This window comes from Pseudomonas sp. RC3H12 (assembly GCF_018596375.1).
Lineage (GTDB): Bacteria > Pseudomonadota > Gammaproteobacteria > Pseudomonadales > Pseudomonadaceae > Aquipseudomonas.
In genome coordinates this window covers 4,597,471-4,613,467 of record NZ_CP075595.1, presented here as the reverse complement: position 1 = coordinate 4,613,467, position 15,997 = coordinate 4,597,471, and the positions used below count along the sequence as shown (strand labels likewise).

Genomic DNA, 15,997 nt, shown 5'->3' with positions numbered 1-15,997 from the left:
TCGCGGGGCAAGTCGCATCGGCGGTGTGCCGATGCGCCTTGCCCCGCGGTCTTTTCAGCCCTGGTCCGGCCAGTTCCAGGCCGGCTCATCCAGCATGCCCTGCCCGACGATACCGGTCTGCCCCAAGGTCTTCTCCAGGTGGATCGAGTTACAGTCGGCATCCTCTTCCAGGGCCGCCACCAGCCTCGGCGCGTGCGACACCACCCATACCTGACATTCGCGCGCCGTGCGGCGGATCAGGCGCGCCAGCGCCGGCAACAAGTCCGGGTGCAGGCTGGTCTCCGGCTCGTTGAGCACCATCATGCTCGGTGGGCGCGGCGTGAGCAGGGCAGCCACCAGCAACAGGTAGCGCAAGGTCCCGTCGGACAGCTCGGCAGCGCTCAGCGGCCGCAACAGCCCGGCCTGGTGGAAACGCAGGGCGAACAGACCGCCGGGCTGGGCGTCGACCGCAAGCCGGGCGCCGGGAAACGCGTCGCTCACTGCATCCTGCAGGGCCTGCAGGTCGCCGATCTCGTCGATGGTCTGCAGGGCGGCGGCGAGGTCGCGGCCATCGTGATGCAGCACCGGCGTGCGCGTCCCCAGCCGCGATTGTCGGGCGGGCGCCTCGGCATCGGTACGGAAATGGTCGTAGAAGCGCCAGCTGCGGATCTGCTCGCGCAGATGCGGCACCTCGGGGGAGCCCTGGAGACTGCCGACCTGGTCGAACAGGCTGTCGAATTCGGTCATGTGCTGGTGCAGCACCTGCCATTGGCGCCCGTCGCGGGCCTTGACCATCCCCGCATGGCGCTGCACCAGTTGGCTGGCGGGTCGGCACAGGGGGCCGGCCCAGATCGTCTCCTGCTTGATCTGCGGGTCCAGAGCGAACTTCGACCGGCTGGGTTCGGGCAGACCGAGGCTGATCGCGTATCCGAAGTCTTCGCCGGCAAAGCCCATTTTCAGGCGCCGGGCTTGCTGGCGTGGCCCGCCTTCCACTGGCACCTCGCCGTTGAGCATGCGCCGGGTGAGCTTCTCGGGGCCTGCCCAGAAGGTCGATTCCAGCCCGCCCTCGGCAGCCAGCGCGTTGACCACGCCGCCGCGCGCGGTCTCGGCCAGCAGGCGCAAGGCCTTGTACAGGTTGGACTTGCCACTGCCATTGGCACCGGTAATCACGTTCAGCCGGCCCAGCGGCAGCACCAGCTGGTTGATCGAGCGGTAGTTGGCAATGGCCAGGGTGGTGAGCATAGGCGGCATCCTTGAGCGGTCGGAACGCAGTATCGCCGATACCGCCTCGCTTTGTTGAACCCTGGCCGATGCCGTTTGTCGATCCCTGATCTACGCTTTCAAACGCATCCCTTTCACCTGAGAGAAGCAAGGAGCCTGCATGACGCTAGAGCGTGTGCCGCTGGTCGTTTGCCTGGGGTTGCTGTCCCTGCTTTCAGGATGTGGCAAGGAGGAGGTCCGCCAGGTGCTGCCCCGGGTCGCGGTGCAGCAGGTGCAGCCCACCGACTTTGCCGCCCGGGTCACCCTGACCGGTGACGTGCAGGCGCGGGTGCAGACCGACTTGTCGTTCCGCGTGGGCGGCAAGATCATTGCGCGCAGCGTCGATGTCGGTGACCATGTGAAGGCCAATCAGGTACTGGCGCGCCTGGACCCCAAGGACCTGCAGAACAACGTCGATTCTGCCAAGGCCGAGGTGTTCGCCGAACAGGCCCGGGTTACCCAGACCAGCGCCGCGTTCGTGCGCCAGCAGAAACTCTTGCCCAAGGGCTACACCAGCCAAAGCGAATACGACTCCGCTGAAGCCGCGTTGCGCAGCAGCCAGAGCGCGCTCAAGGCCGCCCAGGCGCAACTGGCCAACGCCAACGAGCAGCTGAGCTACACGGCATTGGTGTCCGAGGCCGACGGCGTGATTACTGCGCGCCAGGCCGAAGTCGGCCAAGTGGTGCAGGCGACCATGCCGATCTTCAGCCTGGCGGTCGATGGCGACCGTGACGCGGTGTTCAATGTCTATGAATCGCTGCTGGTGGCACCCAGCGGTGACAAGGGCGTGACGGTCAGCCTGATCGACAACCCCGCCATCACCGCCCAAGGCCACGTGCGCGAGATCACCCCGACGGTCTCTGCGCAAAGCGGCACGGTGCAGGTCAAGGTGGCCCTGCGCGATGTGCCCAAGGGCATGGCCCTGGGGGCACCGGTAACGGCGTCGGCCAGTGCCCATGGCAAACCGAGCGTCGAGCTGCCCTGGTCAGTCCTGACCAAGGCGTTGAACGAGCCCGCCGTGTGGGTGGTCGGTGAGGGTGACAAGGCGCAACTGCGCAAGGTCCAGGTGGCGCGCTACCTGACCGGAAAAGTGGTGATCAGCGAGGGCCTGGAGGCCGGTGAGGTGGTGGTGGTCAGTGGTGGCCAGCTGTTGAACCCAGGTATTCAGGTCGAGAAGGTCGATGCCAGAAACGGGGGAGTCGCGCCATGAGGCCGTTGCTGCCGATAGTGTCTGCCTGCCTGTTGCTGGCTGCCTGTGGTGGAGAGGAAGCCCAGCCCGAACCCGTGCGACCGGTGTTGTCGACCGTGGTCGAGCCCCAGGTGCAAGCGCAGCTTGGGCGCTTTGCCGGCAATATCCAGGCGCGCTTCGAGAGCACCTTGGGCTTCCGCGTGTCTGGCCGTATCGCCCGGCGCTGGCTGGATGTCGGGGCCCAGGTCAAGCCCGGCGATACCTTGGCTACCCTCGATCCGACCGACCAGCAGAACCAGCTGCGTGCCGCCGAAGGCGACCTCGCGCGGGTGCAGGCGCAGTGGATCAATGCCCAGGCCGATGCCCGTCGCCAGCAACAACTGTATGACCGCGGCGTCGGCGCCCAAGCCCAGCTGGACATCGCCCAGACCAACCTGAAGACTACCGGCGCGTCGCTGGCGCAGGCGCGTTCGGCAGTCAGCCAGGCCCGCGACCAGCTCGACTACAGCACCCTGCGTAGCGACCATGCCGCGGTGATCACGGCCTGGCAGGCCGAGGCCGGGCAGACTGTCAGCGCCGGCCAGGCCGTAGTCACCCTGGCGCGCCCGGACGTGAAGGAAGCGGTGATCGACCTGCCGATAGCCTTGGCCGAACAACTGAGCCGCGACCTCACCTTCACCGTCGCCTCGCAGCTCGACACGAGCATCAACACTACTGCCACCTTGCGCGAGCTGGAGCCCCAGGCTGATGCCACCACCCGTACCCGCCGCGCCCGCCTGACCCTGGCCAGCACCCCGGAGGCTTTCCACCTGGGGACCGCGATCAGCGTCACCCTGACCTCGGCGCTGACGCCGCGCAGCCAGTTGCCGCGTTCCGCGTTGCTCGAGCGCGATGGCAAGACCCAGGTCTGGGTGGTCGACCCGCAGGGCAAGACCGTGGCCACCCGTGACGTCACCCTGGCGGAGCGTGGCCCTGACAGCATCATCCTGTCCTCCGGTGTGCAACCCGGCGAGCGCGTCGTCACCGCCGGCGTGAACAGCCTCAAGCCTGGCCAGAAGGTCATCTTCGACGAGGACGCACGATGAAAGGAAGCTTCAACCTCTCCGAATGGGCGCTCAAGCACCAGTCCTTCGTCTGGTACCTGATGTTCGTCGGCCTGCTGATGGGGATTTTTTCCTACTTCAACCTGGGTCGAGAGGAGGATCCGTCCTTCACCATCAAGACCATGGTGATCCAGACCCGCTGGCCCGGCGCGACCCAGGACGAGACGCTGTACCAGATCACCGACCGGATCGAAAAGAAACTCGAGGAGCTCGATTCGCTCGACTACGTGAAAAGCTATACCCGCCCCGGTGAATCGACGGTCTACGTGTACCTGCGCGACACCACCAAGGCCAAGGACATTCCGGACATCTGGTACCAGGTGCGCAAGAAGATCCAGGACATCCGCGGCCAGTTCCCCCAGGGCGTACAGGGCCCGGGCTTCAACGACGAGTTCGGCGACGTGTTCGGCTCGATCTACGCGTTCACCTCCGATGGCCTGAACCTGCGTCAGCTGCGCGACTATGTGGAGCAGGCCCGCGCGGAGGTGCGCGAGGTGCACAACATCGGCAAGATCGAGCTGATCGGCACCCAGGACGAAGTGCTCTACCTGAACTTCTCCACCCGCAAGCTGGCAGCCCTGGGCATCGACCAGCGGCAGGTCATGGAGGCGCTGAAATCGCAGAACGCGGTGACCCCGGCGGGGGTGATCGAAGCCGGCCCCGAGCGGATCTCGGTGCGCACCACCGGGCAGTTCGCCTCGGAGAAGGACCTGGAGACGGTCAACCTGCGCATTAACGACCGCTTCTTCCGCCTGGCCGATATCGCCGACATCGAGCGTGGCTATGTCGACCCGCCGTCGCCGATCTTCCGCTACAACGGCCAGCCGGCCATCGGCCTGGCCATCGGCATGAAGGCCGGCGGCAACATCGAGGTGTTTGGCGCGGCGCTGAAGAAGAAGATGGACAGCATCGTCAGCGAACTGCCGGTCGGGGTCGGCGTGCACACCGTGTCCGACCAGGCGGTGGTGGTCAAGCAGGCGGTTGGCGGCTTCACCAGTGCCTTGTTCGAAGCCGTGGTGATCGTGCTGGTGGTGAGCTTCGTCAGCCTGGGCGTGCGTGCCGGGCTGGTGGTGGCCTGCTCGATCCCGCTGGTGCTGGCCATGGTGTTCGTGTTCATGGAGTACAGCGATATCACTATGCAGCGGATCTCGCTGGGTGCGCTGATCATTGCCCTGGGCCTGCTGGTGGATGACGCGATGATCACCGTGGAGGTGATGGTCACGCGCCTGGAAATGGGCGAGACGAAAGAGCAGGCGGCGACCTTCGCCTACACCTCGACGGCCTTCCCCATGCTTACCGGCACCCTGGTGACCGTGGCCGGTTTCGTGCCGATCGGCCTCAATGCCAGCTCGGCCGGTGAATATACCTATACCTTGTTCGCGGTGATCGCCGTGGCGCTGCTGGTATCGTGGGTGGTGGCGGTGTTCTTCGCCCCGGTGCTGGGGGTGCATATCCTCAGCAGCGAAAAGCTCAAGCCCCACGAGGCCGAACCTGGGCGAGTGGGTCGGGCATTCGAACATGGCCTGCTGTGGTGCATGCGCCACCGCTGGGTGACGGTGATCGGCACCATCGTGCTGTTCGCACTGTCGGTGGTGGGCATGCGCTTCGTGCAGAACCAGTTCTTCCCATCCTCGGACCGCCCGGAGATCCTGGTCGATCTCGACCTGCCGCAGAACGCCTCGATCGAGGAAACGCGCAAGGTGGTGGATCGCCTGGAGGCGAAGATCAAGGACGACCCCGACCTCGTGCGCTGGAGCACTTACATCGGCCAGGGCGCGATCCGCTTCTACCTGCCCCTCGACCAGCAACTGCAAAATCCCTATTACGCCCAGCTGGTGATCGTCAGCAAGGGCTTCGAAGAGCGCCAGGGCATGATCGAGCGCCTGCAGAAACTGCTGCGCGAGGACTTCGTCGGCATCGGCAGCAACGTGCAGTCGCTGGAGATGGGCCCACCGGTGGGCCGGCCGATCCAGTACCGGGTCAGCGGCAAGGACATCGACCAGGTGCGCCGCTATGCCATCGAACTGGCCACGGTGCTCGATGGCAACGAACATATCGGCGACATGATGTACGACTGGAACGAGCCCGGTAAGGTGCTGCGCATCGAGATCGCCCAGGACAAGGCACGCCAGCTGGGGCTGTCGTCCGAAGACGTGGCCAATGTGATGAACAGCATCGTCAGCGGCGTGCCGGTCACCCAGGTCAACGACAACATCTACCTGGTCGACGTCATCGCACGCGCCGAGGACAGCGAGCGGGGCTCGCCCGACACCCTGCAGAACCTGCAGATCGTCAGCCCCAGCGGTGTATCCATTCCCCTGTTGGCGTTCGCCACCGTGCGCTACGAGCTGGAGCAGCCATTGGTGTGGCGGCGCGATCGCAAGCCGACCATCACCATCAAGGCCTCGGTGGTCGGCGATATCCAGCCGACCAACCTGGTGGCGCAGCTCAAGCCGAAAATCGACGAGTTCGCCGGCAAGCTGCCGCCCGGCTACGGCGTGGCCACCGGCGGTACGGTGGAGGAGAGCGGCAAGGCCCAGGGGCCGATCGCCGATGTCATTCCGTTGATGCTGTTCCTCATGGCGACCTTCCTGATGATCCAGCTGCACAGCGTGCAGAAGCTGTTCCTGGTGGTCAGCGTCGCGCCGCTGGGGCTGATCGGCGTGGTGCTGGCCCTGGTGCCCACGGGCACGCCCATGGGTTTCGTGGCGATCCTCGGCATCCTCGCTCTGGCCGGGATCATCATCCGCAACTCGGTGATCCTGGTGACCCAGATCGACGAATTCGAGGAACAGGGTTACACCCCCTGGGACGCGGTGGTGGAGGCGACCAACCACCGCCGTCGGCCGATCCTGCTGACGGCGGCGGCGGCAAGCCTGGGCATGATCCCGATTGCCCGGGAAGTGTTCTGGGGGCCGATGGCCTACGCCATGATCGGCGGCATCATCAGCGCAACGCTGCTGACGCTGTTGTTCCTGCCGGCGCTGTACGTGGCCTGGTACAAGATCCGCGAGCCGGAAAAGACTTCCTGAGAACCACGCGCACCCTGTGGGAGCTGGCAAGCCAGCTCCCACAGGGTTCAGTGTTCGCGTTAATGGTTATATAAACATTCTTAAACAGTATTTTTAAGAATATCCGCGCCTCACTAGTATTGCCCTCAAGCCAGGCGCAAATCCCCTTCAAAACCTCTGCCCGGCGCCCTTACTCACAGGAGAACGAGCATGAGTGCATCTCTGCGCAGCATCGACGGTCAGGACGAAGCCACCATTCTGCGTGAAATCCAGAGTGCCCTGCGCGACCTGCGCTTTGGCGCGGTGGAGATCACCGTGCACAACGCCCAGGTGGTGCAGATCGAACGCAAGGAGAAGTTCCGCCTGCAGCAGCCCGGTAACAAGACCGGCTGACACCGCACCCCTTCAAAACTAGAAAAATGCCAATCGGGAGCTTCACCATGTCCATCCGCCGTTATGCGCTTGCCGCCCTGGCCAGTGCCGTTTTTGCCGGTTCCGCGATCGCCAAGGACTACGAATTGCTGAACGTGTCCTATGACCCGACCCGCGAGTTGTACCAGCAGTACAACGCCGAGTTCATCAAGCATTGGCAAGCCGCCAACCCCGGCGACAAGGTGAAGATCCAGCAGTCCCACGGTGGTTCGGGCAAGCAGGGCCGCGCGGTCATCGACGGCCTGCGCGCCGACGTGGTGACCCTGGCCCTGGCCGGCGATATCGACGAGATCGCCAAGCTTGGCAAGACCTTGCCCGAGGACTGGCAGAAGCGCCTGCCGGACGCCAGCACGCCGTACACCTCGACCATCGTGTTCCTGGTACGCAAGGGCAACCCGAAAGGCATCAAGGACTGGGGCGACCTGATCAAGAAAGACGTCTCGGTGATCACGCCCAATCCAAAGACCTCCGGCGGCGCCCGCTGGAACTTCCTCGCCGCCTGGGCCTATGGCCTGAAGACCGGCGGCAGCGAAGACAAGGCCAAGGCCTACGTGCAGGAGCTGTTCAAGCACGTGCCGGTGCTCGATACCGGCGCCCGCGGCTCGACCATCACCTTCGTCAACAACGGGCAGGGCGATGTGCTGCTGGCGTGGGAAAACGAAGCCTTCCTGGCGCTGAAGGAAGACGGTGGCGCCGACAAGTTCGAGATTGTCGTGCCTTCGCTGTCAATCTTGGCCGAGCCGCCGGTGGCGGTGGTCGACAAGAACGCCGAGAAGAAGGGCAACGAGAAGATCGCCGAGGAGTATCTCAAGCATCTGTACAGCCCGGCTGGCCAGAAGATCGCTGCACAAAACTTCTACCGTCCGCGTGACGCGAAGGTTGCCGCCGAATTCGGCAAGCAGTTCCCGAAACTGGACCTGGTGACCATCGACAAGGACTTCGGTGGCTGGAAGACTGCGCAGCCGAAGTTCTTCAACGATGGCGGTGTGTTCGATCAGATTTATCAGGCACAGTGATCGGCAATGAACAAGCGGGGCCGCTTCGCGCCCCTTTCGCCGGCAAGCCGGCTCCCACAGGAAGCGGGAATGCACCGCCACTGTGGGAGCTGGCTTGCCAGCGAAAGGGCTGCGCAGCAGCCCCACAAACAAAACCCTCCAGTAGCCTGCACCGGCCCGGGATGACTCCCGGGCTTCGTGCGTTCAACCAGGGACCTTTATGTCACGTCGCATTTCCCCCGTCATACCCGGCTTCGGGCTGACGCTGGGCTACACCTTGGTGTACCTCAGCCTGATCGTGCTGATACCGCTGGCGGCCATGTTCATCCATGCCTCGCAGCTCACCTGGGAGCAGTTCTGGAGCATCGTCAGCGCGCCGCGGGTCATCGCCGCGCTGAAGCTGAGTTTCGGCACCGCCCTGTTCGCCGCCATCATCAACGGCGTGATCGGCACCCTGCTGGCCTGGGTGCTGGTGCGCTACACCTTCCCCGGGCGCAAGGTCATCGATGCGATGATCGACCTGCCGTTCGCCCTGCCCACCGCCGTGGCCGGCATCGCCTTGACCGCCTTGTACGCCCCTGCGGGCTGGGTCGGCCAGTTCGCCACGGATCTTGGTTTCAAGATCGCCTACACCCCACTGGGCATTACCCTGGCGCTGACGTTCGTCACCCTGCCGTTCGTGGTGCGCACGGTGCAGCCAGTGCTGGCTGACATCCCGCGTGAGGTGGAAGAGGCCGCTGCCTGCCTGGGCGCGAAACCCTTGCAGGTGTTCCGCCATGTGCTGGCGCCCGCTTTGCTGCCTGCCTGGTTGACCGGCTTCGCCCTGGCCTTCGCCCGTGGCGTTGGCGAGTATGGCTCGGTGATCTTCATCGCCGGCAACATGCCGATGAAGACCGAGATCCTGCCGTTGCTGATCATGGTCAAGCTCGACCAGTACGACTACACCGGCGCCACTGCCATCGGCGTATTGATGCTGGTGGTTTCCTTCATCCTGCTGCTGCTGATCAACTTGCTGCAGCGGCGCATCGAAACCCCTTGAAGGAGGCCCGCTAATGTCTTCATCAACCCTTGGCGCAACCGCCGCCGCCAACGCCGCCCGGCGTGGCAGTGCCACTTCGCGCCGCGTGCTGATCACCCTGGCCTGGATCGTCTTTGCGCTGTTCCTGGCCCTGCCGCTGGTGATCGTTGTGTCCCAGGCCCTGAAAAACGGCTTCGGCACCTTCTTCGAGGCGATCTTCGAGGCCGATGCGTTGTCTGCGCTCAAGCTGACCCTGCTGGCGGTGGCCATCTCGGTACCGTTGAACCTGCTGTTCGGGGTCAGCGCCGCCTGGTGCGTGAGCAAGTACAGCTTCCGTGGCAAGAGTATCCTGGTGACCCTGATCGACCTGCCGTTCTCGGTGTCACCGGTGATCGCCGGCCTGGTCTACGTGCTGATGTTCGGCGCCCAGGGCCTGTTCGGCCCGTGGCTGCAGGACCACGACATCCAGATCGTCTTCGCCCTGCCGGGCATCGTCCTGGCGACCATCTTCGTCACCGTGCCGTTCGTCGCCCGTGAACTGATCCCGCTGATGCAGGAGCAGGGCACCCAGGAAGAGGAGGCCGCGCGCCTGCTCGGGGCCAACGGCTGGCAGATGTTCTGGCACGTCACGCTGCCGAACATCAAATGGGGCCTGATCTACGGCGTGGTGCTGTGCACCGCCCGGGCCATGGGCGAGTTCGGCGCGGTGTCGGTGGTGTCCGGGCATATCCGTGGCGTCACCAACACCTTGCCGCTGCACGTGGAGATCCTCTACAACGAGTACAACCATGTCGCGGCCTTCAGCGTGGCCAGCCTGCTGCTGATCCTGGCGCTCTTCATCCTGCTGCTCAAGCAGTGGAGCGAGAACCGTATTAACCGCCTGCGCCACAGCGCCGCGGAGGAATGATTCATGTCGATCGAAGTTCGTAACGTCAGCAAGCGCTTCAACAGCTTCCAGGCCCTGGACAACATCAACCTGGACATCCACAGCGGCGAGCTGGTTGCCCTGCTTGGCCCGTCGGGCTGCGGCAAGACCACCCTGCTGCGCATTATCGCCGGCCTGGAAACCCCGGATGACGGCAGCATCGTGTTCCATGGTGAAGACGTGTCCGGGCACGACGTGCGTGATCGCAACGTCGGCTTCGTGTTCCAGCACTACGCGCTGTTCCGCCATATGAGCGTGTTCGACAACGTCGCCTTCGGCCTGCGCATGAAACCCAAGGGCGAGCGCCCGAGCGAGAGCAAGATCGCCGAGAAGGTCCACGAGCTGCTGAACATGGTGCAGCTCGACTGGTTGTCCGATCGCTACCCCGAGCAGTTGTCCGGTGGCCAGCGCCAGCGTATCGCCCTGGCTCGTGCCCTGGCGGTGGAGCCCAAGGTATTGCTGCTCGACGAGCCGTTCGGGGCGCTGGATGCCAAGGTGCGCAAGGAGCTGCGCCGCTGGCTGGCGCGGCTGCACGAGGACATCAACCTGACCTCGGTATTCGTTACCCACGACCAGGAAGAGGCCATGGAAGTCGCCGACCGCATCGTGGTGATGAACAAGGGCGTGATCGAGCAGATCGGTTCGCCTGGCGAGGTGTACGAAAAGCCGGCCAACGACTTTGTCTACCACTTCCTTGGTGACTCCAACCGCCTGGCGCTCAGTGAAGGCCACCATGTGCTGTTCCGCCCGCACGAGGTGTCGCTGTCGCGCCATGAGACCGAAGGCCACCATGCCGCCGAGGTCCGCGATATCCGCCCGTTGGGCGCGACCACCCGGGTCACCTTGAAGGTGGAAGGGCAAAGCGAGCTGATCGAGGCCGAGGTGGTCAAGGATCACGACAGCCTGACCGGGTTGGCGCGCGGGGAGACGTTGTTCTTCCGGCCAAAGGTATGGCAGAAGGTGGCGGATATCTGAGCTGCAGGCATGAAAGGAAAAGCCCGGGCATGGTCCTGGGTTTTTTATGTGCTGGCGGATAGTCGGGGCTGCGCTGCAGCCCATCGCCGGCAAGCCGGCTCCCACAGTACAGGGTCTGCTGCAATGACCTGTGAGAGCTGGCTTGCCAGCGATCGAGGGTAAAGCCCTCGCAGCGGATTGATGCCTTGAACGAATATTTTGCATGCTGATAAGGCATCGTTCGCAAGCTGTTCTGCGGCAGGCCGCGAAATACGCGGGTTGTGGACAGACCATCGAAATAATTATTCCATTTAGGTCTAATTTTACGTTTAAACATTTCTTTATGAGCTAAGCCCCTAGGCCCGATGATTCAGCCACACACCTGAATCATCACTCCAGGAGTTTCTAGCAATGGGTAATGTCCAGACGGCCGTCAGGGCCTTTGAGCCGCCATGGCACCCGGCATCGGGCGACCTGGTCGAGCTCGGACGCACGCTACGCCTGCCGCTTGGCCAGTTACGCCTGCAACGCACGCCGCTGAGCGGCCTCAAACGACGCGACAAGCTGGCGTTGGTGCTGCTGGTGCTGGCCCTGCACGGTGCCGTCGCCTACTGGATCAACCAGGCACCGACCCCGGCGTTGCCCATCGTGCCGCCGCAGATTCCGCCCATGACCATCGAGTTCGCCGCGCCCGCGCCGCCAGTCGTCGAGCCGCCGCCGCCAGCCCCGGCAGCGCCTGTGCTCGAACCGCCACCGCCGGTGCTCGACGAGTTGGCTGCCAAGCCCAAACCCAAGCCGAAGGTCGTGCCCAAGCCTGTGGCCAAGCCACAGCCAAAACCGCAGCCGAAACCAGTCGAAGTGCCGCCACCCACGCCTACGTCCGTGGCCGCGCCGGCTCCGCCTTCGCCTGCGCCTGCGCCACCCGCCCCGGCCCCGGTGACGCCAGCCTCGGCCAACGCCGCGTACCTCAAGAACCCGGCGCCGGAATATCCGCAGATGGCCCAGCGCCGTGGCTGGGAGGGCACCGTGCTGCTGCGCGTCGAGGTGCTGCCCAGTGGCAAGCCGGGGCAGATCCAGATCCAGAAGAGCAGTGGCCGCGACGCCCTGGACGCCGCCGCACTGGCCGCGGTGAAACGCTGGAGCTTCGTCCCGGCCAAGCAGGGCGAGGTGGCCCAGGTGGGTTGGGTCAGCGTACCGATCGATTTCAAGCTTCGTTAACTTGCGAGCGTACACAGGAAGGACTTCATCATGAGCGTGTTGGCATCTCCCCTCGAATCCGTTGAAGGCGCGGTCATCTGGCTGCTGGTCGGCTTCTCCGTCGCCACCTGGGCGCTGGCCCTGGTCAAGGTCGTGCAGTTCGTGCGCCTGAAGAACCAGGACAAGCGCTTCCACCAGCAGTTCTGGGCTGCGTCCAGCCTCGACTCCGCCGCCGAGCCGGCCCACGATCTGCCAGGCCCGGCCGCCCGTGTCGCCCAGGCGGGCTTTGCGGCGATCGCGGTTGGCGAGCCTGGTCACGCTAACGATTTGAGCCAGGCCATCAACCACCAGGACCGCCTGGAGCGCGCCCTGCGCCAGCAGATCGTCCGTGAGCGTCGTTCGCTGGAAACCGGCCTGGCGGTGGTGGCCAGTATCGGCAGCACTTCGCCCTTCATCGGCCTGTTCGGCACGGTGTGGGGCATCATGGAGGCGCTCAAGGGCATCAGCGCGGCGGGCTCGGCGAGCCTGGAGACCGTGGCCGGGCCTATCGGCGCGGCGTTGGTGGCCACCGGCGTGGGGATCGCCGTCGCGGTGCCAGCGGTGCTGGTCTACAACTACTTCCTCCGTCGCCTCAAGCTGACCGCCGCCGACCTCGACGACTTCGCCCACGACTTCTACAGCCTGGCGCAGAAGAGTGCCTTCCGCGTGCTGGTGCACCCGGCGGTGCAGCGCCAGCACACCGGCTTCACCCAACCTGTGAAGGAGGCGTCCTGACATGGCCTTCTCGACCCAGGACAGCGATGAAGTGTTGAGTGAAATCAACGTCACGCCGTTGGTGGACGTCATGCTGGTGCTGTTGGTGGTGTTCATCGTCACCGCGCCGTTGCTGACCAACGCCATCCCGATCAACCTGCCCAAGACCGAGGCCGTGGCCCCGGTGGAGCAGAAGGACCCGCTGGTGGTGAGCATCGACGGCAGCGGCAAGCTGTTCATCAACAAGGACGAGATCCAGCCCGACCTGCTGGAGACCAACCTCAAGGTTGCCAAGGACAAGGACGCCGAGCTGCGTGTGCAGCTGCAGGCCGACGATGGTGTGAACTATGGCGAGGTCGCCCGCGCAATGGCGGCGATCGAGCGTGCCGGGATCAGCAAGCTGGCGGTGATTACCGCGCGCTGACCGGCGATACCTTCTTCAGGCAAGTGCTTAGGGGCCATTTTCCTTGGCAGGGGATGGCCCTTTTTTTATGCGCGAAGCCAGGACTCTTTCATTTTGGTATTTTGGTTATTAATAAATAGCTTCTTATTCCTTTACGAATATAACCCCCTCCCTATACTTGCACCCAAGCACGCAAACTTCCGGAGGCGTCCCCATGCGCAATGAGTCGATTCGTTACCTGATTGTGCCGGGCTGGCAAGGATCGCCAGACAACCATTGGCAGAGTCACTGGCAGCGCAGCCTGCCCAACAGCGCACGGGTCGAGCAGAGCGACTGGCTCACGCCACAACGGCGCGATTGGGTACAGGCATTGGAGCAGGCGATTGCCGCCGAGCGCTCGCCGGTGATTCTCATCGCCCACAGCCTCGGCTGCATCACGGTCGCGCATTGGGCCGCCCAGGCCAGCCCTGATCTACAGCAAAGGGTGCGCGGCGCGCTGCTGGTGGCACCGGCGGATGTCGAGCGGCCGAATTGCGCGCCGGCCCTGCGCAATTTCGCGCCGATTCCCCTGCAGGCCCTGCCGTTTCCCAGCCAAGTGGTCAGCTCCGACAACGACCCGGCGGTGAGCGTGCCGCGCGCGTTGTACCTGGCGCAGGCCTGGGGCGCCGAAGCCGGGCTGTTGGCCAACGCCGGGCATATCAACGTCAAGTCCGGGCACCTGCGCTGGGAGCAAGGCTTTGCCTATCTCTACCGGCTGCAGGCCCGTGTCGACCAGCGCGCCCTGCGCCGCGCCTGATCCACAGGTTTCATCGACTGAGCTGAATCCCTCGACCGCTTGCGGCCGGGGCGGGAGTATTCCATGACATTTCACACACCATTCGGTCAGCCGCTGCTGACCTTCCCCGAACTGGACAAGAGCCCGCTGAGCATCCGCGCCAAGGCGCTGGTGTTCGTCGATCCGCGCTCCCAGGCGCTGCGCCAGGCCCTGGAGCGGCTGGCGCCACAACCGTTGCCGGTGCTGATTCGCGGCGAGACCGGCACTGGCAAGGAGCTGCTGGCCCGGCAGATTCATCGCGCCAGCGATCGGGGCGGGCTGTTCGTGTCGGTCAACTGCGCGGCCATCAGCCCGACCTATGCCGATGCCGAGCTGTTCGGCTACAGCGCCGGTAGCCAGGGCGGTACTGCCAGCAGTCGCGCCGGATGGTTCGGTTCGGCCAATGGCGGCACGTTGTATCTGGACGAGATCGCCGACCTGCCCCTGGCGATCCAGGGCAAGCTGTTGGCCGCCCTGGAGAATCGCGAGGTGATCCGGGTCGGCGCCACGCAACCGCAGGCGGTCGATGTGCGGCTGGTGGCCGCGTCCAGCATCGACCTGGCGCTGGCAGTGCGCGCGGGGCGTTTCAACGAGCGGCTCTACCATTACCTGCACGAAGGTGAGCTGGCGTTGCCGGCGCTGCGTGAGCGGGTCGGCGATATCCTGCCGTTGGCCGAGTACTTCGTGGGGATCTACAGCGTGCGCCTGGATCGGCCGGTTCCCCTCATCAGCGAGGCCGCCCAGCAGGCGCTCGAAGCGCATGCCTGGCCGGGCAATACCCGCGAATTGGAGAACGTCATTCACTTCGCCCTGCTGGTCAGCGATGGCGAGGAAATCCTCCCCGCGCATCTCGACCTGCCCGATACCGCTCCCCTCGCCAGCCTGGCCCGCCAGCTCATGCAGCTAGGCGGCAGTCGAGAGGCGGATACCTTGGCCGAACTGCGCGATCTGCTCGGCGCGGCGCTGGCACGACTGGGGAAAAGCTCGCCGTAGAGCAGTCTGCCGCCGTTCATAAGCAAAGGGCGTGATGGCCATTTGTTTTTGGCATAAGCAGCTAATCAAAAGATATTGTTCCGGAATAAAAAATCTCGGTATTGTCCGCTGCACGCCCACCCGAACGGATGGGCACCCGACTCGCCATCTGCGATGGCCCAGCTTTAGAACAAGGATCACCATGAAAAAGACCCTGCTGACCACCGCCCTGGCCGCCGCACTGTCGTTCGCGGGCCTCGCCAACGCCGCCGAGAAACTGGTGGTGGCCGCCACGCCCGTGCCGCATGCCGAAATCCTCGAACTGATCAAGCCGACCCTGGCCAAGGAAGGCGTGGACCTGGAGATCAAGGTCTTCACCGACTACGTCCAGCCCAATGTGCAGGTCGACCAGAAGCGCCTGGACGCCAACTACTTCCAGACCCTGCCGTACCTGAAGAACTTCAACGAAGGCAAGGGCACCCACCTGGAGACCGTGATCGGCGTGCACGTCGAACCGTTCGGTGGCTACTCGAAGAAGGTCAAGAGCCTGGCCGAGCTGAAGGACGGCGCGACCGTGGCCATCCCCAACGAGGGGAGCAACAGTGGCCGTGCCCTGCTGCTGCTGCAGAAGGCCGGGCTGATTACCCTGAAGGATCCGAAGAACGCCCTGGCCACGCCGAAGGATATCGCCGAGAACCCGAAGAAGCTCAAGTTCAAGGAGCTTGAATCGGCCATGCTCCCGCGTGTGCTGGATCAGGTCGACCTGGACATGATCAACACCAACTATGCGCTTGAAGCCGGCCTGAACCCGGCCAAGGACGCCCTGGTGATCGAAGGTAGCGATTCGCCGTACGTGAACTTCCTGGTTGCCCGCCCGGACAACAAGGACAGCGCGGCTATCCAGAAGCTGGCCAAGGCGCTGACCAGCCCGGAAGTGAAGGCATTCATCGAGAAGAAGTACAGCGGCGCGGTACTGCCAGCGTTCTGATACG

15 protein-coding genes are annotated in these 15,997 nt (G+C 64.4%); 14 read left to right on the top strand and 1 reads right to left on the bottom strand.

Annotation, left to right across the window (positions count from 1 at the left end):
• Positions 1-54: 54 nt before the first annotated feature.
• Entirely contained in the window at positions 55-1,221 is a 1,167-nt protein-coding gene (locus tag KHO27_RS21080) for an AAA family ATPase (RefSeq protein WP_110697190.1), read from the bottom strand.
• 139 nt (positions 1,222-1,360) lie between these two features.
• Between KHO27_RS21080 and KHO27_RS21075 the strand changes: the two genes are divergently transcribed.
• The 14 genes from KHO27_RS21075 to KHO27_RS21010 all read left to right on the top strand — a co-directional run bounded on the left by KHO27_RS21075 (position 1,361) and on the right by KHO27_RS21010 (position 15,993).
• Positions 1,361-2,449: an efflux RND transporter periplasmic adaptor subunit gene (locus tag KHO27_RS21075; RefSeq protein WP_214500722.1), complete on the top strand. Its 1,089-nt coding sequence runs from the start codon at positions 1,361-1,363 to the stop codon at positions 2,447-2,449.
• Entirely contained in the window at positions 2,446-3,513 is a 1,068-nt protein-coding gene (locus tag KHO27_RS21070; RefSeq protein ID WP_102685443.1) for an efflux RND transporter periplasmic adaptor subunit, read from the top strand. Before KHO27_RS21075 ends, KHO27_RS21070 begins: the two co-directional genes overlap by 4 nt.
• Complete coding sequence (locus tag KHO27_RS21065; RefSeq protein WP_102685444.1) at positions 3,510-6,563, top strand: efflux RND transporter permease subunit; 3,054 nt, start codon at positions 3,510-3,512, stop codon at positions 6,561-6,563. Before KHO27_RS21070 ends, KHO27_RS21065 begins: the two co-directional genes overlap by 4 nt.
• Positions 6,564-6,752: 189 nt before the next feature.
• Positions 6,753-6,935 (top strand): sulfur starvation response protein OscA, encoded by a 183-nt coding sequence (gene oscA / locus KHO27_RS21060; protein ID WP_003258557.1) that lies wholly within the window; start codon positions 6,753-6,755, stop codon positions 6,933-6,935.
• Positions 6,936-6,982: 47 nt separating this feature from the next.
• On the top strand, positions 6,983-7,990 hold the full coding sequence (locus KHO27_RS21055; RefSeq protein ID WP_102684754.1) for a sulfate ABC transporter substrate-binding protein: 1,008 nt from the start codon (positions 6,983-6,985) through the stop codon (positions 7,988-7,990).
• 199 nt (positions 7,991-8,189) lie between these two features.
• The gene (cysT, locus tag KHO27_RS21050; protein WP_110697194.1) at positions 8,190-9,008 is read left to right on the top strand and encodes a sulfate ABC transporter permease subunit CysT; all 819 of its coding nucleotides are present in this window, start codon (positions 8,190-8,192) and stop codon (positions 9,006-9,008) included.
• 13 nt (positions 9,009-9,021) lie between these two features.
• Positions 9,022-9,894: a sulfate ABC transporter permease subunit CysW gene (gene cysW / locus KHO27_RS21045; RefSeq protein ID WP_046853746.1), complete on the top strand. Its 873-nt coding sequence runs from the start codon at positions 9,022-9,024 to the stop codon at positions 9,892-9,894.
• Positions 9,895-9,897: 3 nt separating this feature from the next.
• Positions 9,898-10,887: a sulfate/molybdate ABC transporter ATP-binding protein gene (locus KHO27_RS21040; RefSeq protein WP_008093195.1), complete on the top strand. Its 990-nt coding sequence runs from the start codon at positions 9,898-9,900 to the stop codon at positions 10,885-10,887.
• A gap of 390 nt (positions 10,888-11,277) precedes the next feature.
• Positions 11,278-12,084, top strand: coding sequence for an energy transducer TonB (locus tag KHO27_RS21035; RefSeq protein WP_110697196.1), 807 nt, complete (start codon positions 11,278-11,280; stop codon positions 12,082-12,084).
• A 30-nt stretch (positions 12,085-12,114) separates the two neighbouring features.
• A complete protein-coding gene (locus KHO27_RS21030; RefSeq protein WP_110697198.1) occupies positions 12,115-12,837 on the top strand; it encodes a MotA/TolQ/ExbB proton channel family protein in 723 nt (240 codons plus the stop codon).
• Position 12,838: 1 nt separating this feature from the next.
• Positions 12,839-13,240: an ExbD/TolR family protein gene (locus KHO27_RS21025; RefSeq protein ID WP_111531975.1), complete on the top strand. Its 402-nt coding sequence runs from the start codon at positions 12,839-12,841 to the stop codon at positions 13,238-13,240.
• 193 nt (positions 13,241-13,433) lie between these two features.
• Positions 13,434-14,015: an alpha/beta hydrolase gene (locus KHO27_RS21020; protein ID WP_111531976.1), complete on the top strand. Its 582-nt coding sequence runs from the start codon at positions 13,434-13,436 to the stop codon at positions 14,013-14,015.
• A 63-nt stretch (positions 14,016-14,078) separates the two neighbouring features.
• Complete coding sequence (locus KHO27_RS21015; RefSeq protein ID WP_110697203.1) at positions 14,079-15,026, top strand: sigma 54-interacting transcriptional regulator; 948 nt, start codon at positions 14,079-14,081, stop codon at positions 15,024-15,026.
• Between the two features lie 181 nt (positions 15,027-15,207).
• Positions 15,208-15,993: a MetQ/NlpA family ABC transporter substrate-binding protein gene (locus tag KHO27_RS21010; RefSeq protein WP_094010961.1), complete on the top strand. Its 786-nt coding sequence runs from the start codon at positions 15,208-15,210 to the stop codon at positions 15,991-15,993.
• Positions 15,994-15,997 lie beyond the last annotated feature (4 nt).